Source organism: Kribbella sp. NPDC048915 (assembly GCF_040649595.1).
GTDB lineage: Bacteria > Actinomycetota > Actinomycetes > Propionibacteriales > Kribbellaceae > Kribbella.
The window spans coordinates 1-19,805 of sequence record NZ_JBEZFT010000079.1; the positions used below are offsets into that span (position 1 = coordinate 1).

Genomic DNA, 19,805 nt, shown 5'->3' on the forward strand with positions numbered 1-19,805 from the left:
CGGTTGACCGATTTGGTGGTGCCGGTGAGCTTGATGAACCGGTTGCGCTTCACCGCCACCTTCCCCGCGACCGCGCTCTCGGCCTTGGCGACCTGCTCGCACTGATCGCGGGCGTCGGCCGTACTGCCCTGGCCATGGCTCGCAACCGCGACCTGCCCACGTGGCTGGCCGCTGTCCATCCTCGCTACCAGGTCCCGCACCACGCCGAGCTCGCACTCGCCGTGGTGGTGGGGATCCTCGTGCTCACGACCGATCTGCGCGGCGTGATCGGCTTCTCGTCGTTCGGTGTTCTGCTGTACTACGCGATCGCGAATGCCTCCGCCTTCACCCAGCCGGCCGGCCGGCGTCGCTGGCCGCGCGCGGTGAACGTGCTCGGCCTGATCGGCTGCGTCGTCCTCGCGGTCACTCTGCCGTGGAGGTCGGCGGTCACGGCCGCGGTCGTCCTCGCCGCGGCCGTGGTGGTCCGCAAAGTCACGACAGGTCGCGCCGGATCCGCCAGAAACTGAACCCGGTCAGCAACACCGCGAGCCCAAGGAACAAACCGAACTCGCGCCACTGCAACGACCAGAACGCATCCGGGCCGAAGTAGCGGACCTTCTGGTGGTATCCCTCGTCGGCCAGGCGCTGGAAACAGGCCGCGCTCTTCGGGTTCGGCTCAGCTGCGCGCTGGACGCCGGGCGGCGGCCCGGGCTCGCACTCGATGACCCAGCCCGGGAACTGCTCGACCACCTGCCCGGACTTGTCGATGGTCTCCTCGGACACCCGCCAGGCACCGGCGACGCCCGTCCCGACCTCCATCCGCAGCACGTTGGCGTCGGCCCCTGGCCCGTCGATCAGGAACCCCCGGAGATTGTCCGCCGTCGCGACGACCGTCTTCTCCGTCGGCGTCAGCAGATGTTGCCGGACGAAGGTCGGTGTCAGCGCCTGCACCAAAATCACCACCGCGAGCGTGACGGCGACCGCGATCAACGTCCGGCGGATCACCAGACCGAGCGCGACACCGAGCGCGAACGCGAAGGCCGCATACCCGACCGGCACCGGGCCGCGCGCCGAGAACACGGCGGGGAAGAGTCGCGGCAGGTACGTGTTCGAGTTCTGGCCGGCGGTGACCGCGTCGTCGACCGGATCGGCCCACCACGTCACCGCGGCACTGAGCACAGCGGTGACCGCGATCGCCGCGAGCCCGGTGAACGCGATCTTGGTGGCGAGCCACCGCCACCGCGAGATGCTCTGTGCCCACACCAGGCGATGGGTGCCGGTCTCGAGTTCGCGGGCGATCAGCGGTGCGCCCCAGAAGGCGCCGACGACCGGCGGTACGGCGTACAAAAGAGCCTGGCCGACGATGTACAACGCCGGTACCAGGCGTTGCGCGCCGAGGTACTGCAGGAAGCCGTCGCTGAGTCGCCGGGAGTCGTCGAGCAGGCCGGGACCGGTCACGGCGAGAACGACCGTCGCAGCGAGCGCGACGGCGGCGACCACCAGGAACTGGACGCGGAACTGTCGCCAGGTCAGCCAGATCATCGCTGCACCTCCAGCACCGGGCGGGCCGGCCGGACGTCGCGGCCCATGTAGGCGAGGACCAGGTCCTCGAGCGTGAGTTGGGTGACCGTCCACGCCGGATCCAGGATCGGCTGGTCGGTCCGGATCAGGTACGTCGACTGCCGGTCGGTGTGACTCGCGGACACGACGTGCTGGTCGCGGGGCAGGTCCTTCGGGTCACGCCGCGGACCGGTCAACCGGAAGTGCGTCGCCAGCAGCGTGTCGATCTCGCCACTGACCTGGACCCGTGAATCGACCAGGACGACGAGGTAATCGCAGGCGCGTTCCACGTCGGAGACCAGATGCGAGGACAGGATGACGCTGAGCTCCTGCTCGGCGACCGCCTCCATCAGGTCCTGCAGGAACTCGCGCCGCGCGAGCGGATCGAGCGCCGCCACCGGCTCGTCGAGGATCAGCAGGTCGGGACGTTTGGCCAGCCCGAGCGTGAGCGCGAGCTGCGCGCGTTGACCGCCGGACAGCCGGCCGGCGCGCTGCTTCGGATCGAGTCCGACGTCCCGGATGCGTTGCTCGGCCACCGAGGCGTCCCACGCCGGGTTGAGCCGGGCGCCCAGGCGCAGGTGGTCGGCCACGCTGAGCCGGGCGTACGTCGGCGTGTCCTGTGCGACGTACCCGACCTTGGCCTGCTGTGTTCCGGCGGGCGCGCCGAGGACCTCGACGGATCCGGCCGTCGGTGTCAGCATGCCCACCGACAGGTTCAGCAGGGTGCTCTTGCCGGCGCCGTTCGGCCCGACCAGCCCGACCACGTGCCCGGCCGGGACCTCCAGATCGCAATCGGTCAGCGCCCAGCGCCGCCCGTACCTCTTGCCCAGCCCGTGGGCCTGCATCACCGTGCTCATCACGCTATGTCCTCTTGAGCGGCGGACCGAAAGGTGGTCAGGAACAGCGCCTCGATGCTCTCGTCGTCGAGGCCTGCTTTCCGCGCCTTCGCCAGCCAGCGGCGCAGATCCTGGCGCAGCGGGCCGTGGGCGGCGAGGGTGTTGTCGGTCAGCGTGCGGGTGACGAACGTGCCCCGCCCGGGGCGCGCCTGCACGAGCCCTTCGTGCTCGAGCTCGCGGTACGCCTTCAGCACGGTGTTCGGGTTGATCGCCAACGCGGCCACCACGTCCTTCACCGTCGGTAGCTGGTCGCCCTCCCGCAACAGTCCGAGCCGCAACGCGTTCCGGACCTGCTGAACGATCTGCTGGTACGGCGAGACCCCCGACCGGCCGTCCAGATGAAACTCGATCATCCGTTACCCCATTCATCTAGGTAACTAGCACTATAGATGTACAAGGTTGGCGGGCGTCAAGAGCCGGCGGATCTCCACCACCCACCAACGGGCGTCGGCACCGCTCTGCCACGCTCAGCCGAGCGTGGAAGCGGCCGTCAATGGGTGGTTGGTGAGTGCTGGAGATCCGCCTCAGCGGATGGCTTCGTAGCGGCGGAGGGCTTCGAGGCGGGCTTCGGCGTGGTCGACGATCGGCTCGGGGTAACCCTCGGCGCCGCCGTGTTTCCACGGTTCGTGCGCGGCCTTTCCGTCCAGGTGCCGCAGTTGCGGGACCCAGCGACGTACATAGGCGCCGTCCGGATCGAACTTGAGCCCCTGGCCGACCGGGTTGAAGACGCGGAAGTACGGCGAGGCGTCCGCGCCGCAGCCGGCCACCCACTGCCAGTTCAGTGAGTTCGAGGCGATGTCGCCGTCCCGCAGCGACTGCATGAACCAGCGGGCGCCGTGCTTCCAGTGGATGTGCAGGTCCTTCACCAGGAACGACGCGACCACCATCCGCACCCGGTTGTGCATGAACCCGCTCTCGGCGAGTTGCCGCATCCCCGCGTCGACGAGCGGGAAACCGGTACGCCCCGCGCACCACGCGTCGAACTGCTCGTCCGGTTCGTCGTACTGCATCCGCTCGAACTCGGACCGCAGCGGTTTCCAGGCGGCGTCCGGGTTGCGGGCCAGCAGATCCGCGCAGAACTCGCGCCAGGCGAGCTCCCGAGCGTACGCCTGCGCGCCGTCACTGCGCAGGCGGGACAGCTCCGAGAGCATCGTCCGCGGATGGATTTCCCCGTACTTCAACGGGATCGACATCCGTGAAGTGCTGTCGAGGTCGGGGCGGTCGCGGTGGTCGGCGTACTCGCGGACGGTGTCCAGATAGGCATGCCACTGCTTGAGCGCTGCCTGTTCACCAGCACCGTCCACGTCGCTGTCCGGGAGTTCATCGCTGTCCGCGCGCACCCACGTCACCTTCGAGGGGGCTGCGACAGGACCGCGCCAACCGTGCGCCTGCCACGCCTTGAAGTACGGCGTGAACACCAGGTAGGAGTTGCCCTGCTGGTTGCGGACCCGCCCGGGCGCGATCGCGTACGGCGACCCGGTGCGCACCAGCAGGCAACTCAGTGCGCCTTCAACTTCTTGATCGCGACGCTCGCCGTACGGCGCGTAGTCCGCCGCGATGTGAACGCTCGCTACGTCGGCCTCCGCCGCGACCGCGGGGACGACCGCGGCCGGATCGCCCGTGCGGACGACCAGTCGGCCGTTCATCGCCGCGGACAGACTGCGCAACGACGCGGCCAGGTGCCCGCGCCGCCGGTCGCCGGAGCGATCCCAGAGCAACGGATCGAGGACGAACAGCCCGAGGACACGCCCGTCGCCGGCTGTCACCGCGTCCAGAAGTGCGGGGTTATCGGCCAGCCGAAGGTCTCTGCGGAACCACATGATCGAGGTGTTCACAGGTCCCCGGTACCCAGGCGCATTGGGTAAGGGTTGCCTCAATAGGTGAGAATGGTTGTCGTGAGCGACCTGATCGATACCACCGAGATGTACCTGCGGACCGTTTACGAGCTGGAAGAAGAAGGCATCGTGCCGCTGCGGGCGCGGATCGCCGAGCGGTTGCACCAGTCCGGCCCGACGGTCAGTCAGACGGTCGCGCGGATGGAACGCGACGGTCTGATCAGGGTGGAGGGGGACCGCCACCTGGAGCTCACCGAGGTCGGTCGCAAGCAGGCGGTCCGGGTGATGCGCAAGCACCGGCTGGCGGAACGGTTGCTCGTCGACGTCATCGGGCTGGAGTGGGAGGACGTGCACGCCGAGGCCTGCCGCTGGGAGCACGTGATGAGCGACGCGGTCGAGCGCCGCCTGCTCCAGTTGCTCGGCAACCCGACCGAATCGCCGTACGGGAACCCGATTCCGGGCCTGGAGGAGCTGCAGCAGGACCGCGCGGTCAGCGACATCGGCGACTTCCGGATCGGTGTGGAGCCGCTCGACAAGGTCCTCGACGCCGCCACCGGCGCGAGCGTGCGGGTGCTGGTGCGGCGGATCGCGGAGCCGGTGCAGACCGACGACGGCGCGATGGCGGTGCTGCGCCGGGCCGGCGCGCTGCCGGGGCGCGAGGTCGACTCCACGCTGGACGCCGAGGGCGTCCTGGTCGGCAGCCGTGAGGCCGGCGGCGTGATCAGCGACGAGACCGCCGGGCACATCTTCGTCAGCCGGGTCTGAATTCTGGACCTCGGGAGTACTTCAACTCTACGTTAACGCTGCGCACCCGATGCGGTACGTCGGGTGCACTGCGGGTAGCGTCGGGCCGCAATGTCTGAGAATCCTGTCGATTGGCCGCAGTACCTGCGGGAGTTCCACACCGCCACCCCGGGCAGCACCGAGGCGTTGCTGTCGCGTGCGGTGGCCGGCGACCACACGCCGTACCGCTGGCTCGTCCGTGCCGTCTCCGGTGAGGCGCGGCGGGTGCTCGATCTCGCCTGCGGCAACGGTCCGGTCGCGCGGGAGCTGTACGGGCGGTGGGTCGTTGGTGTCGACAACAACGCCGCGCAGCTCGCGGGCGCGCCCGGTCCGAAGGTGCAGGCGGAGGCGCTGCGGCTGCCGTTCGCGAACGAGGTCTTCGACGTCGTCACCTGCTCGATGGGCCTGGCCATCCTGCAGCCGCTGCCCGAGGTGCTCGCCGAGGCGGCGCGGGTGCTGCGGCGCGGCGGCGTACTGGCCGCGATCGTGCCCGCCGTCCGGCCGCTGCGGCGCGGCGACATCCGCACGTTGAGCGGTCTGGCGACGCGACTGCGGTCGACGCCGCAGTTCCCGGCCGGCGGTGAGATCAACGAGTTGAAGGACCAGTTGAAGCACGCCGGGTTCGACGTGATGGAGAGCCAGCGCGAGCGGTACGTGTACCTGGTGCGCAGTCGTGCGGACGCCACCCGGCTGGTGAACGCGCTCTACCTCCCGGGGACGCCGGATGCGCGCCGGGAGACCGCCGCGGCCTGGCTCGCGGACCGCGCTGAGGCCAAGGACGGCCTCGAGGTCGCGATCCCGATCCGCCGGATCACCGCGATGCGGACCAAGGTGGCGCTCGCCACGTCGTGACCGCCGCCGGGCCGGTACCGTGTGCTGGTGAGCGCGCTGCACTGGTCCGTCCGGAAGCTCGACGGGGCGCTGGACGGTGAGACGGTCTACCGTGAGCTGCTGGCCGCCGAGCCGGTCGCGTTCTGGCTCGACGGCAGCCTGACCGACCGCGCGCCGCGTCGCGTCTCCGTGCTCGGGACCACGCTCGGCGACTCCGCCTCGGTGCTGATCCGCGACGTCGCCGACGGGGATGTCTTCGCCGAGCTGAACGCGTTGCTCGCGGATCGTGCTGCCGAGCCACCGGCCGAGCTGGAAGGGCTCTTCTGCGGTGGGTACGTCGGGTACTTCGGGTACGAACTGAAGGCGCTGACCGGGGGAGTCGTCGCGCACGAGGCGGCGACGCCGGACGCGCTGTGGATCTGGGCGAACCGGTTCGTCGTGATCGACCACGACCGCGACCTGACGTACTTCGTCGCGCTCGACGAACCCGGGGCCGGGGAGGACTGGCTCGACCGGGCGACGGCGAGTGCCTCCGCGTGGTGGTTGCGAAGCGTCGACGCCCCGGCGATCGCGCGGCTCGACATCGAGGCGCATCTCGAGCAGGACCGGGCGACGTACCTCGCCCGGATCGCCCGGGTCCTCTCCGAGCTGGAGGCTGGGCAGACCTATGAGGTCAACCTGACCAATCGGGTGCGGTTGCCCGCGGTGCCTGACGCGTTCGAGTTCTTCCGGTGGCAGCGGTCGACGAATCCGGCGCCGTACGCCGCGTTCCTTCGGCATGGCTCGCTGGCGGTCGCCAGTTCGTCGCCGGAGCGCTTCCTCACCGTCGACCGCGACGGGTGGGCCGAGTGCCGCCCGATCAAGGGCACCGCGCCGCGTGACCTGGACCCGGCGCAGGACCAGCTCGCCGCGAAGGCGCTCGCCGAGGACGACAAGACCCGCGCCGAGAACCTGATGATCGTCGACCTGATCCGCAACGACCTCGGCCGCGTCAGCGTGCCCGGAACGGTGACCGTACCGCAGCTGATGCAGGTCGAGAGCTACCGCACGATGCACCAGTTGGTGACCACGGTGCGCGGGCGGCTGCGCTCCGGGGTCTCCGCGGTGGACGCCGTCCGCGCCTGCTTCCCGCCCGGGTCGATGACCGGGGCGCCGAAGATCCGCACGATGGAGATCATCGACGAACTCGAATCCAGCGCGCGCGGGGTGTACTCGGGCGCGCTCGGCTACCTGACCGTCGACGGCCGCGCCGAACTGAGCGTCGTCATCCGGACCGCCGTCCTGACCCCCGACGCCACCGTCGTCGGGGCCGGCGGAGCCATCGTCCTCGACTCCGACCCGGAGGCCGAGTACGACGAAATGGTGCTGAAGGCCCGATCGGCCGTCGGGGGCGGGTCGACCGACTGATACCGATACCGGCTGGTGCTTGTCGAAGGGTGGGGAAGTGACGGAATTGCTGGTGGCCGACTCGTTCTTGGTTGCTGATGGCAAGGTTCGGGGGACGGAGCTGCATCGGGAACGGTTCGTTCGGTCGTGTGCCGCGGCGGGCGTGGACGCGGAACGGTTCTGGGACGAGCAGCTCGGGCGGATGCCCGGGATCGGGCGGTGGTTTCCGCGGTTCGAGCTCCGGATCTCCGGTGAGCTCGCCGTGCAGCTACGGCCGGCGCCGCCGATCGGTGGGCGGCTTCGTGTCGTCGTCCACGACGGACCCGATCCGCGCGCGGCGCCCCGGGTGAAGGGCCCCGACCTCGAACTGCTCGGCAAACTCAAGGCCTCCGCGGCCGACCGCGCCGACGAGATCCTCCTGCTCGACACCGACGGCACGGTCCTCGAGGCGGCGTACTCCGCGGTCGCCTGGTGGGACGGCGACATCCTCTGCTTCCCCGAATCCGATCGCCCGATCCTCCCGTCGGTCACCGCTCAACTTCTGCGCCGAATCGCCGCCGGCCAAGGCGTCGAAACCGCGGAGCGCCCGATCACCCCGGAGGCCCTCCGCAACACCACCGAGGCCTGGCTCCTGAACGCCCTGCACGGCATCCGCCCCATTCACGCCTGGGCCGATTCCCCGATCGACCCGCTCCCCAACTCCCTGTCCACCTCCTGGCAATCCCACCTCACCGCCTTGGCTGCACCCCTCCCGTAACCACCTGGGCGTACCTCCAGGAATGCAGAACCCGCCTGAACCGGCGCTTTCAGGCCCCAAAACGGCACTTCTGCATACCTGGGGGTACGCAGCGCGGATCCCGGCGACGGGGAGGATGAACCCTCCGTGCCGCTATGGTTCGTTACTGGGGTAGTGAACCAAGGAAGGGGTGGGCGGTGTTCGACGACCGCAGCCCGATCTATCTGCAGATCGCCGAGCAGATCAAGAACGACATCGTCACCGGCGCCCTGGCCGAGGACGAGCAGGTGATGTCGACGAACCAGTACGCCGCCTTCTACCGGATCAACCCGGCGACCGCGGCGAAGGGCTTCGCCCAGCTGGTCGACGAGGGCATCCTCTACAAGAAGCGGGGGATCGGGATGTTCGTCGCGCCGAACGCCCGCGACCTGCTGCGGACCAACCGGCGTGACTCGTTCTTCGCCGAGGTGGTCGATCCGATGATCCGTGAGGCGAAGGCGATCGGCATCCCGCTGCCGGAGATCGTCCAGCACCTCCGCACCTACGGAGACGCCTGATGAGCGCCCTGACTGTGCGCACCGAGAACGTCTCGGTCCGGTTCGCCGGCGTGCCCGCGCTGGACCGGCTCGACCTCCGACTGGCCCCCGGGAAGATCCATGGCCTGCTGGGCCGCAACGGCTCCGGCAAGAGCACGCTCGCTGCGGTCCTGGCCGGATTCCGGCGGCCCGACGAGGGACGGGTCCTGATCGAGGGCGGCGATCTCGGCGCGGCACAGGAGCCGTACGAGAACGCCGTCGTGACGAGCCGCGTCTGCCTGATCCGCGAGTCCGGTGACCGCCCGGACGCCGTACCCGTCAAGTACGCACTCGGTCTCGCCGCCGCGCTACGCCCGTACTGGGACGCCGAGCTGGCCGCCGACCTCCTGGACCGCTTCGAGGTCCCGGTGAACCAGAAGATCCAGAAGCTCTCCCGCGGTAAGAAGTCCGCGCTCGGTGTGGTGATCGGGCTGGCGAGCCGCGCGCCGCTGACGATCTTCGACGAGAGCTACCTCGGGATGGACGTCCCGTCGCGGAACCTGTTCTACGACGTTCTGCTCGCGGATTACGCCGAGGTGCCGCGCACGATCGTCTTGTCGACGCACCTGGTCAGCGAGGTCAGCACGATGCTCGAGGAGGTCGTGATCCTCGACCGTGGCCGGCTGGTCACGCAGTCGCCGGTGGACGCGCTGCGCGGTCGCGGCGCCTCGGTCGTCGGCCCGGCCGCGGCGGTCGACGAATTCACTGCCGGGTTCACGGTGCTCGCGGAGGAGCGGCTCGGCGGCACCAAGTCGACCACGGTCCTCGGCGACCTCGACCCCGCGCTCCGCGCACAGGCGACCGCAGCCGGTCTCGAGATCGGTCCGGTCGGCCTGCAGGACCTGTTCGTCCACCTGACGGGAGCCAAGTGATGAGCACCGCGATCAAGTCACCGGCTCTGCCGCGCGAGGCCACGGACTTTCGCCGGCTGAAGAGTTCGCTGTGGGCGGTGACGGCCGCGCTCCGGCCGATGCTGCTGGGCTACTGGATCGTGATGGTCGTCGCGCTGTTCTTCGGCGGCTTGCTGCTCCAGCTCCTGGTCGACGGCGTCAGCAGCAGCGCCTGGGACTACGGGACGCAATCGCCGAAGTACTTCTCGATGGCGCTCGGCGTCACGGTCGCTCCGGCCTGTTTCGCCTTGCTGGTAACGCAAGGCATCACCCGCCGGATGTTCTCAGTTGCCGCTGGCATCTATCTGATCGGCGCGGCGGCCGCCTCCGCGCTGCTCTGGGTGCTGATGTACCAGGGCGAGCGTTTGCTCTACAGCGCGGCCGGCTGGCCGGACAAGCTGACGAACAACCACTTGTTCACCGACACGACGCAGGCCGGACTGATCTTCGCCGAGTTCTTCCTGCTGATCCTGTCGCACGAGGTGGCCGGCTGGCTGGTCGGGATCGCCTTCCTCCGGTTCGGGTCGTGGCGCGGGATCATGATGCTGCCGCTGGCCCTGCTGCCGGCCGTGGCGGCCGAGTTCCTGCTCGTCGCGCAGTGGCTCGCGGACGGCCTCGACAACCTCGGGTACCAGCGTCCGCCACTCGCAGTCGCCGTGCCGTCGGTGGTCTTGGCGAGTGCCCTCGGTCTGTACGCCGGGTACCGCATGCTGCTGCCGATGGCGGTGAAACCACCGAAGGGCTGAGCGAGTTATGCACAGGGGGTGTGTATAACTCGGACCGATTCTGTGGATGGTTCGCGGGAACACTGTGGACGACGAAAACTGTTCTCCGAAAAGCCTTGTGCCGTTCGTCGGACAGCGGTAAAAATGTCGACACGTTGCTCCTCTCGGAGTGGCGGGTCGAACGGAAACCGAGGGCCCTTTGCGGTGGGGATCCCCACCGAGGTAGACCGGTGACGGGGTCTGCCGGCCACCACGGATCCGCTTCGGGAAGCTGGAGACGTCACCTTCCTTCAGCTGTGCGGGCCCCTCCGGCTCATACTCGGAGGGGCCCGCTTTTTCCTGCCGTTTCAAGACGGAGTAGTGCCGTAACGCCGACCGCGCCACCGACACATGCCGACGCCGGCCGGTGCGCGCTGGTGCACGCATCCGGCCGGCGTCGGTGCCGATTCACCTCAGGGTGATCGTCAGCTCCGTGTGCGCTCCGCGAGCTGGGACCCGAACCTCCGTCCCGCGGCTGGTCGTGACGAGCTCGTACGTCGCCGTGCGGCCGTTGACCGCCACGCTGCGAACACTCGCCCCGGCCGGCAGGACGGCGCCGACGGTGACGGCCGCGCCGACCCCGTTCGCGGTCACTGCGGTCCGCAACGCCTTGTTTTCAAGGGTTGCCGACACATCCACCGCTCCATGGCCGACCTTGATGTTGCGTCCGGCAATCTTCTGCTGGCCGTCCGGCAGCTGCGGTACGACGGCCAGCCGCCGGTGCCCGAGATCGGGATCGACGCCGAGCTGCTGGTGGACGACCGGCCAGAGAATCCCGTACGCGCCCCAGGCCTGCAGCGCCATCGAACGGTCGTAGAACGGCCGGCCGATGTTCGCCGGGGAGTCCGGTGACGGGGCGATCTCCGGCATCGCGCCGGGCAGTTCCCACACCGACGGATCCAGCTGGATCCGGGCGTTGCCGGTGGTGTAGCGCTGCTGCTGATCCCGGCCCAGCCGCCCGAAGTTGCCCTCGGCAACAGCCATGATCGACGTGTTCAGCCCGAAGATCGCGCGCTCGCTCTGCACCTGGGAAACCACCGGGTCGCACGTGTCGCCGCGGTTGCCGCCGTCGGCCGACGTCGGCCCGGTGCCGGTGTGGTAGAGGCCGAACTCTCCTGTGTAGCAAGAGGTTTCCCGCTGCTCAAGTGCGATGTTTCCGTGCTCCGCGGACGCCAGCGGCGACGTTCCGCCCGGACGCTTCAGCATCGCCTCCATCGGCGTGACCCCGATCCAATGGCGCTGGAAGATCGGCGTGTTGTCGTTCGCTGGGTCGGCCGGATCGTCGACCGAATCGGCGTACCCCTTCGCCTGCGGTACCCACCACTGGCTCTCGAACCGCGACTCGAGGTCGGTGGCGCGGCTGGTCGCCCACTGCTGCACCAACGTGTCGTGCTTGGATGCGGCCAGGTCGGCCAGGTCCCGCAGTCCACGGGCCAGGTACACGGTGCTGTCGAGCTTCTCCTCACCCATGCCGGCGCGCTCGACGTTCGCCAGACCCTCGGGCCAGCCGTCGCGGTCCTGGTCGAGCTCGCGGTACACGTACTGCAGGTTCCGGACACTGAAGTCGTACATCTCGTCACGGAACCGGTTGTCACCCGTCCACCGCCACAGCAGTGCGACCGTACTCGGGAACTTCACCGTCTCGTCGGTGTTGCCGGCGCTCTGGTTCGATCCGAAGTACACGTCACCGGTCGGGGTCACCTCGTGCGCGACCTTGCCGCTGCGGTTGTTCAAGCGATCGCTCACGTCGCGGAGCGCACGCAGGTGCTCCTTTACGGTGTCGAACTGACCGGCGGCCACGGCCGCGAACGCGGTGTACTCGCCGTCGGTCGCGAACAGCCACGGGTAGTCCGGCCAGCCGGCGCCGAACCAGCGCGCGACCGGGACGGTGCCGACCGGAGCCGGGTAGTCCTTGCCTTCGTTGACGTCCCGGATCTGCAGGTTGCGGGCCTCCTGCACGGAGTCCGCGAGGTTCTGCTTGCTCCACTCGACGCTCTGCTGCAGCAGACGGTCACCAGGCAGGTCCACCATCGACCGAGCGCCGATTTCCTTGCGGTCCGCGGTCTTTGCCCGCAGCAACTGCTCCGGGTTGCGCAGGGCCCTGCCGTACTCGCGTTCGGCGGCGCGGTTGCCCTGGTCCGATCCGGCCACGGCGAACCAGATCGTCGTCGACTGGCCGGCCTTCAGCGGTACGTCGTACGTCAGCCGGCCGCCCGTACCCTTGCCGGCGAGCGAGTCGTCGCAGCGCGCGGGCGTCGTACCGCTCGCCGGGCAGATCACTGAGGGGTCCTGTGGCCCGCGGTGGTCCGGACCGAGCTGGTGACTCGTCGGACGCAGGGACGATCCGACGAACGCGGCGAAGTCGTGGGCGGACGCGTTCGGGTACGACGGGGTGCCCTGCTCGCGGAAGCGCAGCGCGCCGCCGGTGAAGTCGCCGGTGTCCGGGAGGTTGGCGTCGGTGGCGTTCGGCGTCGTCCAGTCCCACGGGTACGGCTGCATCAGCTCGGAGTGAGCGTCGACGTCGAGCTTGACGGTCTTCGCCGTACTCGAGTTGAGCGTGAGTCCGACGAGGGTGGCGCGAACGCCGTCCGGGACGAAGTCGGTACGGCGGACCGTCACGTCACCGGGGTAGTCGATACGGCTGTAGCCGTGGCCGCTGGTGTACTTCGCGGCCGGCTGGTCCTTGCCGAGCCAGGCGCCGTCGACGTTGAACCAGATGCCGTCGAGGAGCTTGATCGGCTGCGACCAGAAGCCGCCCATTTCGCCGCGCACGTGCCAGCCGGCGGCGGGGTAGAGGCCGGTCTCGTCGCCCATCGCGTAGGCACGGTCGCCGACGACCAGCGACCGGCGGTCGGCCAGGCGCGTGGTCTCGGAGAGCTCGGGCGCGCCGGCGGCCGGTGCTTGCCGAGCAGTCGGTGTTTGGGGCGTGGCCGGCGCGGCGGTGGGGCCGGCGAGCGCGGAGGCGGTGCCGGCGAGGATGGTCGTGGTGGCGAGAACGGTGACGCCGGCGGTCCGGCGTACCCGCCTGCTTCGGGGCGGCGGTGCGGTACTTCGGTCGGTCGGATGTGGAGTCATGGCGGTTCCTCCTTCTCGGCGCCCGTGCAGAAGCGCCGGCATCAGCCAGGGGCCGAGCTGCCCCTGATCACCAGTTCGGGTTGCAGCAGACATTCGGCCGGTGCGCCGTCCGCGGGACCGGTCAGGATCGTGATCAGCTCGTCGGCGATCTCGTCCATCGGTTGCCGCAGGCTGGTCAGCCCGGGGGAGACGACCTCGGCGAGCGGCGAGTCGTCGAAGCCGGTGACGCCGACGTCGCGGCCGGGTGTGCGGCCGCGACGGTTCAGCTCGCGGAGCGCACCGAGGGCGAGAATGTCGCTCAGGGCAACGATGCCGTCGACCTCGCGACCGGAGTCGAGCAGCCGCGCGGTGGCGCGGGCGCCGTCCTCGATGGTGTCCTGACGGCAGCGCACGGCCAGTCCGGTGGTCGGCAGCCCGAGTTCCTGGCACGCGGCACGCCAGCCGCCGGCGCGGTCCTCGCCCAGCCCGGACGACTTCGGCCAGCCGAGGAAGGCGATCCGGCGGCGACCGGTCTCGTACAGGTGCCGGACCGCGGCCGCGGAGCCGGTCGCGCCGTCGACGTCCACCCACGGACCGGGCTGTTCGGACTCCTTCCACACCCGGCCGAAGCTGACGAACGGGATCTTGCGTTCCTTCAGCCAGCCGTGCCGCGGGTCGTGCGTCTCGGTCTGCGACAGCACGAACCCGTCGACCAGACGACGCGCGTGCAGGTCGTCGTACGTCGGCATCCCGTCGACGCCGCCGGGTGCGGTGAACAGCAGGATGTGCCGGCCGGTGCGTTCCGCGGCGGCGCACAGGGCGTGCAGGAACTGGTCCATCACCAGGTGCGTCTGGTTCGGCCAGTCGGGAACGCAGTACCCGATCAGCTCGACCGCGCTGGTGCGCAGACTGCGGGCGTTACGATTGGGCCGGTAGTTGAGCAGCTCGATCGAGCGGTTCACCCGCTCGAGGGTGTCCGGGCGGAGGCGGTGCGGGGCGTTCAGCGCGTTCGACACCGTCTGCACGGAGACCTCGGCGTGAGCGGCAACCTGCTTCAAGGTAGCCACAGCAACCTCCACCGGGGTTTTGAACGTTAAAACACCCGCAGTCTCTCCACTCCCGGCTTCCGTGTCAACGGTCCGCGTGCAATCTCAACAGGAGGTCTCCGCGTCGAGCACGCCTCGCCGCGCTGCCCCAGGCGTGCACCCACCCCGGGCAGACCTACACGTCCTGTCCAGATGGCACGCCGGTGACTCAGAACGCCCGGCTCGTCCACCACGTCGGCCGGATCAGGCGGTGTGGCCGCCGTCGATGGTCAGTTCGGTGCCGGTGATGTACGCCGCCTGCGGGCCCGCCAGGTAGGCGACCGCGGCGGCCACCTCGGCGGGGGTGCCGAAGCGGTCGAGGGCCAGGTCGGCGATCTGGGGCGCCGCGAACGGGCCGTCGGACGGGTTCATGTCGGTGTCGGTGGGGCCGGGCTGGATGACGTTGGACGTGATGTTGCGCGCGCCGAGCTCGCGGGCGAGTGCCTTGCTCAGGCCCACCAGCGCTGCCTTGCTCATCGCGTACAGCGTCATCCCGGGGCTCGTCACGCGCGCGGCCGCGCAGCTGCCCAGGTGGATCAGGCGGGCCCCGTCGGACAGCAGCGGTACGGCGGCCTGCGTGGCGGCGTACACGCCCCGGATGTTCACGGCGAGCACGCGGTCGACGTCCTGCGGTGTGAGATCGGTGATCGGGGCGATCGCGCCGACGCCCGCGTTGTTGACCAGGATGTCCAGTCCGCCCAGGGATTCCGCGGCCCGGCGGACGCCGTCCGCGACCGCGCCCGCAGCACCCGAGTCGACGGCGTACGCGAACCCGCGCCGCCCGAGTGCCTCGATCTCCTTCAGCACCGCGGCAGCGGCGTCCGCGGACGAGTTGTACGTGATTGCGACGTCCGCTCCGCGCTCCGCGAGCGCCACCGCCGTCGCCGCGCCGATCCCGCGGCTGCCGCCGGTCACCAGGGCCTTCTTGCCAATCAGTTCGTTCATGTCTTCCAGTCCAGCGGCCCGGATCGGCCGACGCTGGCGAGAATCCGCCACCGGATCCTCGCGTCGCATTCCCGCGACCGGCCCTCCACCTCCATGTCGCAAATCCGCTAGCCACGGTCGGTGGCGGCAGGGATGCTGGAGGGCGTGTACGAGTGCAGGGAGCGATGCATCCGGGCCGTGCAGTCCAAGGACGCGCGGTTCGACGGGTGGTTCTTCACGGCGGTGCTGACGACGAAGATCTACTGCCGGCCGAGTTGTCCGGTGGTGCCGCCGAAGGTCGAGAACATGCGCTTCTACCCGAGCGCGGCCGCTGCCCAGCAGGCCGGGTTCCGGGCCTGCAAGCGGTGCCGGCCGGACGCCAGCCCGGGGTCGCCTGAGTGGAACGATCGCGCCGACCTGGTCGCTCGGGCGATGCGGTTGATCGCCGACGGCGTCGTCGATCGCGACGGCGTACCGGGGCTGGCCGCGCAGCTCGGGTACAGCGTTCGTCAGGTGCAGCGTCAGCTCCAGGCCGAGCTCGGTGCCGGACCGCTCGCCCTCGCCAGGGCTCAACGAGCCCAGACCGCGCGGCTGCTGATCGAGACGAGTGACCTGCAGATGGCGGACGTCGCGTTCGCCGCCGGCTTCTCCAGCGTGCGCACCTTCAACGAGACCGTCCAGGAGGTCTTCGCGCTCCCGCCGACGGAGCTCCGCCGCCGCGCACGACGTGGGGTCACGACGACCGCGCCGGGCACGATCTCGCTCCGGCTGCCGTTCCGCGCGCCGCTGACGCCGGACAACCTGTTCGGCCATTTGATCGCGACCGGCGTTCCGGGTGTGGAGGAGTGGCGCGACGGCCAGTACCGCCGGACGCTCCGCCTCCCGCACGGCCACGGCGTCGTCGCCCTGAAGCCGATGCCCGACCACATCGCCTGTCAGCTCTCGCTCACCGACCAGCGTGACCTCGCGATCGCGATCAGCCGCTGCCGCCGGATGCTCGACCTCGACGCCGACCCGGTCGCCGTGGACGACCTGCTCGCCCAGGACCCGGTACTGGCGCCACTCATCGCGAAAGCGCCCGGCCGGCGTGTCCCGCACACCGTCGACGGTGAGGAGTTCGCCGTCCGCGCCGTCCTCGGCCAGCAGGTGTCGACCGCCGCCGCTCGCACCCACGCGCACCGGCTGGTGCTGCAGTACGGCGAGCCCATCGACGACCCGGCCGGTGGCCTCACCCACCTCTTCCCGACGATGCAGGCGTTGACCGAGCTCGACCCGGAGACGCTCGCGTTCCCGAAGTCCCGCCGTACGACGCTCACGACGCTGATCGCCACGCTCGCGGCGGGTGAGATCGACCTGGGCGCCGGCGCCGACTGGGACCGGGCGAGAGAGCAACTGTCGGCGCTGCCGGGGATCGGCCCGTGGACTGTCGAGTCGATCGCGATGCGCGCGCTCGGCGACCCGGACGCGTTCGTGGCCAGCGATCTCGGTATCCGGTACGCCGCCCGGGACCTAGGCTTGCCCGAAGCCCCCAAACTGCTCGTCCGGCATGCCCGTGCCTGGCGACCGTGGCGTGCGTACGCCGTGCAGTACCTGTGGGCCACTGGCGACCATCCGATCAACAGGATTCCGGAGGCATCGTGACCGACCTGACCACCGACCGGCTGCTGCTGCGGAACTGGCGGGAATCCGACCGCGAACCGTTCGCCGCGATGGGCGCGGACCCGGCGGTGATGGAGCACTTCCCGGCGCTGATGACCCGCGAGCAGAGCGACGCCTTCGTCGACATGGTGCGAGCCGCGATCGACGAACGCGGCTGGGGCTGGTGGGCCCTGGAGGTCCGCGCGACCGGTGAGTTCATCGGTTTCACCGGCCTCAACGTCCCAGGCTTCGAGGCGCCGTTCCTGCCCGGCGTCGAGATCGGCTGGCGGCTCGCGAAAGGTGCCTGGGGCAACGGGTACGCGACCGAGGCGGCGCGGGCGGCGCTGGCGTACGGGTTCGAGCAGGCCGGGTTCGACGAGATCCTCTCGTTCACCACGACCACGAACCTGCCGTCGCAGCGGGTCATGCAGCGCATCGGGATGGTGCCCGACGAGGCCGGCGACTTCGATCACCCGCGGATCGAGCCGGGCAACCCCCTCCGCCGCCACGTGCTGTACCGAATCACTCGCCCGCAGTGGGAATCCACCCGGTGACGTACGCCGTCGTCGACAGTCCGCTCGGCCCGCTCACGCTGGTCGGAAACGACGCGGGTGAGCTCATCGGCCTGTACCTCGACGGCCAGCGCTACCGCCCCGAACCGGCGCGCTTCGGCGACCGTGACGACGCCGCGCTGCCCGCGGTCGCGGAACAGCTCGACGAGTACTTCCACCACAGCCGCACCACGTTCGACGTACCGCTGCACCTCGTCGGTACGCCATTCCAGCGCACAGTGTGGACCGCGTTGCTGGACATCCCGTACGGCGTCACGTCGACGTACGGCGCGCTCGCGGAGACGCTCGGTCTGACACCGCGGTCCGCCCGCGCGGTGGGGCTGGCGAACGGGAAGAACCCGATCAGCATCATCGTCCCGTGCCATCGGCTGCTGGGGTCGACCGGCAGCCTCACCGGGTACGCGGGCGGTCTCGACCGGAAGAAGACCCTCCTCGATCTCGAGCGCGGGCAAGAGCTGCTCACTGGATGAGGACCTGGTCCGACGCACGCTGATCCAAGAAGACTGTCAGCCTGCGGTGTGAGCCGTGTCGTCGACCGCGTCGTCCATCCGCTCGATCGCCGGCGCCTCGGCGTGCTCCGGGGTGGCGGCGGGCTTCGGCTTGCGGGTGAGCTTGCGGCCCAGTGGCTCGGTGTAGCGGGCGGCGATCGGGCCGAGGATGACCAGGATCAGCACGTACGCCGTGGCCAGCGGGCCGAGCCGTGGTTCGACACCGACGGCGAGGCCGGCGATGACGATCGAGAACTCACCGCGCGCGACGAGAGTCCCACCGGCGCGCCAGCGGCCGCCGGTCGAGATACCGGCCCGGCGGGCGGCGTACCACCCGGTGGCGATCTTGGTCAGGCCGGTCAGGATCGCCAGCCCGAACGCGATCGCCAGCACCGGCGGGATCTCCCGCGGGTCGGTGCTCAGGCCGAAGAACACGAAGAAGACCGCTGCGAACAGGTCACGCAGCGGGCTGAGCAGGTTCCGGGCGCCGTGCGCCACTTCGCCGGACAACGCGATACCGACGAGGAACGCGCCGACGGCCGCCGACACCTGCAACTGCTGCGCGACACCGGCGACCAGCAGCGTGAGGCCGAGGACGACGAGCAGCAGCATCTCCGGGTTGTCGGAGGAGACCGCTCGGCTGATCACGCGCCCGTACCGGAGCGCGACGAACAGCACCACACTCACGGTGCCGAGCGAGATCAGCAGCGTCATGCTGCCGCCGGCCAGTCCGACACCGGCGGTCAGCGCGGTCAGGATCGGCAGGTAGACCGCCATCGACAGGTCCTCGAGCACGAGGATGCCCAGGATCACCGGTGTCTCGCGGTTACCGAGCCGCCCGAGATCCCCGACGACCTTCGCGATCACCCCGGACGACGAGATCCAGGTGACACCGGCCAGCGCGACCGCGGCCACCGGGCCCCAGCCGAGCAGCAGCGCGATGATCGCGCCGGGGAGTGCGTTCAGCAGGAAGTCGACGATGCCGGACAGGTACTGCGTCTTCAGTGTGCCGACCAGATCGGACGCGGTGTACTCGAGGCCGAGCAGCAACAACAGCAGAATGACGCCGATCTCGGCGCCGGTGGCAACGAACTCCTCACTCGCGTCCAACGGCAGCAGGCCGCCGTGACCGAACGCGAGACCGGCCAGCAGGTACAGCGGAATCGGGGAGAACCCGAGGCGGCCGGCGATCCGGCCGAGGATGCCCAGGGCGAGGATGATCGCCCCCAGCTCGACGAGCAGGGCAGTGATGGATTCGTGCATACTCAGCCCCCCGCGATCAGATCGGCCACCGCGTCCACGCCCTCACGGGTCCCGACCACGACCAGCGTGTCACCGGTCGCGAACCGGAAGTCCGGTGTCGGCGACGGGGTCGCACCGGTCCGCCGCAGGACCGCGACGATCGACGCGCCGGTCCGGCTACGGGCCTGCGTGTCGCCGAGCGTGCGTCCGGAGAACGGCGACTTGGCGGTCACCGGGATGTGCTCGGTGACCAGGTCGATCTCGATCTCGTTGCGGACGGGGTCGATCTTCTCGGGAATCAGCAGATTGGCCAGGGCGGCCGCTTCGTCCGGGGATAAGGGGACGCTCGCCTGGCACTCGTCGTCGTCCTCGGGCTTGTGGAAACCCAGGAACCGGCGGCCGTCGCTGTGGACCACCACCGAGACGTGCTTTCCGGCCTCGGTCACCAGGTCGTAGCGCAGTCCGATACCGGGCAGCGTCGTCTTGGTCGGGTGGTTCATCATGCTCCGATCGAATAGTTAGCGTCTGCAACCATTCTCTCAAATCGGGTCAACCGTTTCCGGGCCT

The 19,805-nt window shown here is 69.8% G+C and carries 20 protein-coding genes; 11 read left to right on the forward strand and 9 right to left on the reverse strand.

What is annotated here, in order from left to right; translation table 11 throughout:
* The first annotated feature begins 134 nt into the window (after window positions 1–134).
* Window positions 135–506: a hypothetical protein gene (locus AB0B82_RS28785; RefSeq protein ID WP_360175343.1), complete on the forward strand. Its 372-nt coding sequence runs from the start codon at window positions 135–137 to the stop codon at window positions 504–506.
* On the opposite strand, the gene AB0B82_RS28790 is transcribed toward AB0B82_RS28785, so the two are convergent.
* The 4 genes from AB0B82_RS28790 to AB0B82_RS28805 form a co-directional block, all read right to left on the reverse strand.
* Window positions 472–1,521: an ABC transporter permease gene (locus AB0B82_RS28790; RefSeq protein ID WP_360175251.1), complete on the reverse strand. Its 1,050-nt coding sequence runs from the start codon at window positions 1,519–1,521 to the stop codon at window positions 472–474. The two genes, AB0B82_RS28785 and AB0B82_RS28790, sit on opposite strands and share 35 nt — an antisense overlap.
* Complete coding sequence (locus AB0B82_RS28795) at window positions 1,518–2,396, reverse strand: ABC transporter ATP-binding protein (protein WP_360175254.1); 879 nt, start codon at window positions 2,394–2,396, stop codon at window positions 1,518–1,520. The genes AB0B82_RS28790 and AB0B82_RS28795 overlap by 4 nt, the downstream gene beginning before the upstream one ends.
* Window positions 2,396–2,788, reverse strand: coding sequence for a GntR family transcriptional regulator (locus AB0B82_RS28800; protein ID WP_165549724.1), 393 nt, complete (start codon window positions 2,786–2,788; stop codon window positions 2,396–2,398). The genes AB0B82_RS28795 and AB0B82_RS28800 overlap by 1 nt, the downstream gene beginning before the upstream one ends.
* A gap of 171 nt (window positions 2,789–2,959) precedes the next feature.
* Window positions 2,960–4,270: a deoxyribodipyrimidine photo-lyase gene (locus tag AB0B82_RS28805; RefSeq protein WP_360175257.1), complete on the reverse strand. Its 1,311-nt coding sequence runs from the start codon at window positions 4,268–4,270 to the stop codon at window positions 2,960–2,962.
* 60 nt (window positions 4,271–4,330) lie between these two features.
* On the opposite strand from AB0B82_RS28805, the gene AB0B82_RS28810 reads away from it, so the two are divergent.
* The 7 genes from AB0B82_RS28810 (at window position 4,331) to AB0B82_RS28840 (ending at window position 10,217) form a co-directional block, all read left to right on the forward strand.
* Entirely contained in the window at window positions 4,331–5,035 is a 705-nt protein-coding gene (locus tag AB0B82_RS28810) for a metal-dependent transcriptional regulator (protein WP_360175260.1), read from the forward strand.
* Between the two features lie 90 nt (window positions 5,036–5,125).
* A complete protein-coding gene (locus AB0B82_RS28815; RefSeq protein ID WP_360175263.1) occupies window positions 5,126–5,905 on the forward strand; it encodes a methyltransferase domain-containing protein in 780 nt (259 codons plus the stop codon).
* 27 nt (window positions 5,906–5,932) lie between these two features.
* Window positions 5,933–7,291 (forward strand): aminodeoxychorismate synthase component I, encoded by a 1,359-nt coding sequence (gene pabB, locus AB0B82_RS28820; protein WP_360175266.1) that lies wholly within the window; start codon window positions 5,933–5,935, stop codon window positions 7,289–7,291.
* Between the two features lie 37 nt (window positions 7,292–7,328).
* The gene (locus AB0B82_RS28825) at window positions 7,329–8,027 is read left to right on the forward strand and encodes an aminotransferase class IV (RefSeq protein WP_360175269.1); all 699 of its coding nucleotides are present in this window, start codon (window positions 7,329–7,331) and stop codon (window positions 8,025–8,027) included.
* 176 nt (window positions 8,028–8,203) lie between these two features.
* Window positions 8,204–8,563 (forward strand): GntR family transcriptional regulator, encoded by a 360-nt coding sequence (locus AB0B82_RS28830; protein WP_360175272.1) that lies wholly within the window; start codon window positions 8,204–8,206, stop codon window positions 8,561–8,563.
* Window positions 8,563–9,453, forward strand: coding sequence for an ABC transporter ATP-binding protein (locus tag AB0B82_RS28835; protein WP_360175275.1), 891 nt, complete (start codon window positions 8,563–8,565; stop codon window positions 9,451–9,453). Before AB0B82_RS28830 ends, AB0B82_RS28835 begins: the two co-directional genes overlap by 1 nt.
* Window positions 9,453–10,217: a hypothetical protein gene (locus tag AB0B82_RS28840; protein WP_360175278.1), complete on the forward strand. Its 765-nt coding sequence runs from the start codon at window positions 9,453–9,455 to the stop codon at window positions 10,215–10,217. Before AB0B82_RS28835 ends, AB0B82_RS28840 begins: the two co-directional genes overlap by 1 nt.
* Window positions 10,218–10,643: 426 nt before the next feature.
* Here the strand turns inward: AB0B82_RS28840 and AB0B82_RS28845 are convergent, their stop codons facing one another.
* The 3 genes from AB0B82_RS28845 to AB0B82_RS28855 form a co-directional block, all read right to left on the reverse strand.
* Window positions 10,644–13,310 carry a glycogen debranching protein gene (locus AB0B82_RS28845; RefSeq protein ID WP_360175281.1) on the reverse strand — a complete coding sequence of 889 codons (2,667 nt, stop codon included), beginning with the start codon at window positions 13,308–13,310 and terminating at the stop codon, window positions 10,644–10,646.
* 41 nt (window positions 13,311–13,351) lie between these two features.
* The gene (locus AB0B82_RS28850) at window positions 13,352–14,356 is read right to left on the reverse strand and encodes a LacI family DNA-binding transcriptional regulator (protein WP_360175284.1); all 1,005 of its coding nucleotides are present in this window, start codon (window positions 14,354–14,356) and stop codon (window positions 13,352–13,354) included.
* 222 nt (window positions 14,357–14,578) lie between these two features.
* Window positions 14,579–15,319: an SDR family oxidoreductase gene (locus tag AB0B82_RS28855; protein ID WP_360175287.1), complete on the reverse strand. Its 741-nt coding sequence runs from the start codon at window positions 15,317–15,319 to the stop codon at window positions 14,579–14,581.
* 120 nt (window positions 15,320–15,439) lie between these two features.
* Here AB0B82_RS28855 and AB0B82_RS28860 point away from each other — a divergent pair, with 120 nt between their 5' ends.
* Genes AB0B82_RS28860 through AB0B82_RS28870 form a run of 3 tightly spaced genes read left to right on the forward strand, consistent with a single transcriptional unit; the run spans window position 15,440 to window position 17,978 of the window.
* Window positions 15,440–16,939: an AlkA N-terminal domain-containing protein gene (locus AB0B82_RS28860; protein WP_360175290.1), complete on the forward strand. Its 1,500-nt coding sequence runs from the start codon at window positions 15,440–15,442 to the stop codon at window positions 16,937–16,939.
* Window positions 16,936–17,490: a GNAT family N-acetyltransferase gene (locus tag AB0B82_RS28865; protein ID WP_360175293.1), complete on the forward strand. Its 555-nt coding sequence runs from the start codon at window positions 16,936–16,938 to the stop codon at window positions 17,488–17,490. The genes AB0B82_RS28860 and AB0B82_RS28865 overlap by 4 nt, the downstream gene beginning before the upstream one ends.
* Window positions 17,487–17,978 carry a methylated-DNA--[protein]-cysteine S-methyltransferase gene (locus AB0B82_RS28870; RefSeq protein ID WP_360175296.1) on the forward strand — a complete coding sequence of 164 codons (492 nt, stop codon included), beginning with the start codon at window positions 17,487–17,489 and terminating at the stop codon, window positions 17,976–17,978. The genes AB0B82_RS28865 and AB0B82_RS28870 overlap by 4 nt, the downstream gene beginning before the upstream one ends.
* Window positions 17,979–18,014: 36 nt before the next feature.
* Here the strand turns inward: AB0B82_RS28870 and AB0B82_RS28875 are convergent, their stop codons facing one another.
* Window positions 18,015–19,259 carry a cation:proton antiporter gene (locus AB0B82_RS28875; RefSeq protein WP_360175299.1) on the reverse strand — a complete coding sequence of 415 codons (1,245 nt, stop codon included), beginning with the start codon at window positions 19,257–19,259 and terminating at the stop codon, window positions 18,015–18,017.
* A gap of 2 nt (window positions 19,260–19,261) precedes the next feature.
* Window positions 19,262–19,741 carry a TrkA C-terminal domain-containing protein gene (locus AB0B82_RS28880; RefSeq protein ID WP_360175302.1) on the reverse strand — a complete coding sequence of 160 codons (480 nt, stop codon included), beginning with the start codon at window positions 19,739–19,741 and terminating at the stop codon, window positions 19,262–19,264.
* Between the last annotated feature and the right edge of the window lie 64 nt (window positions 19,742–19,805).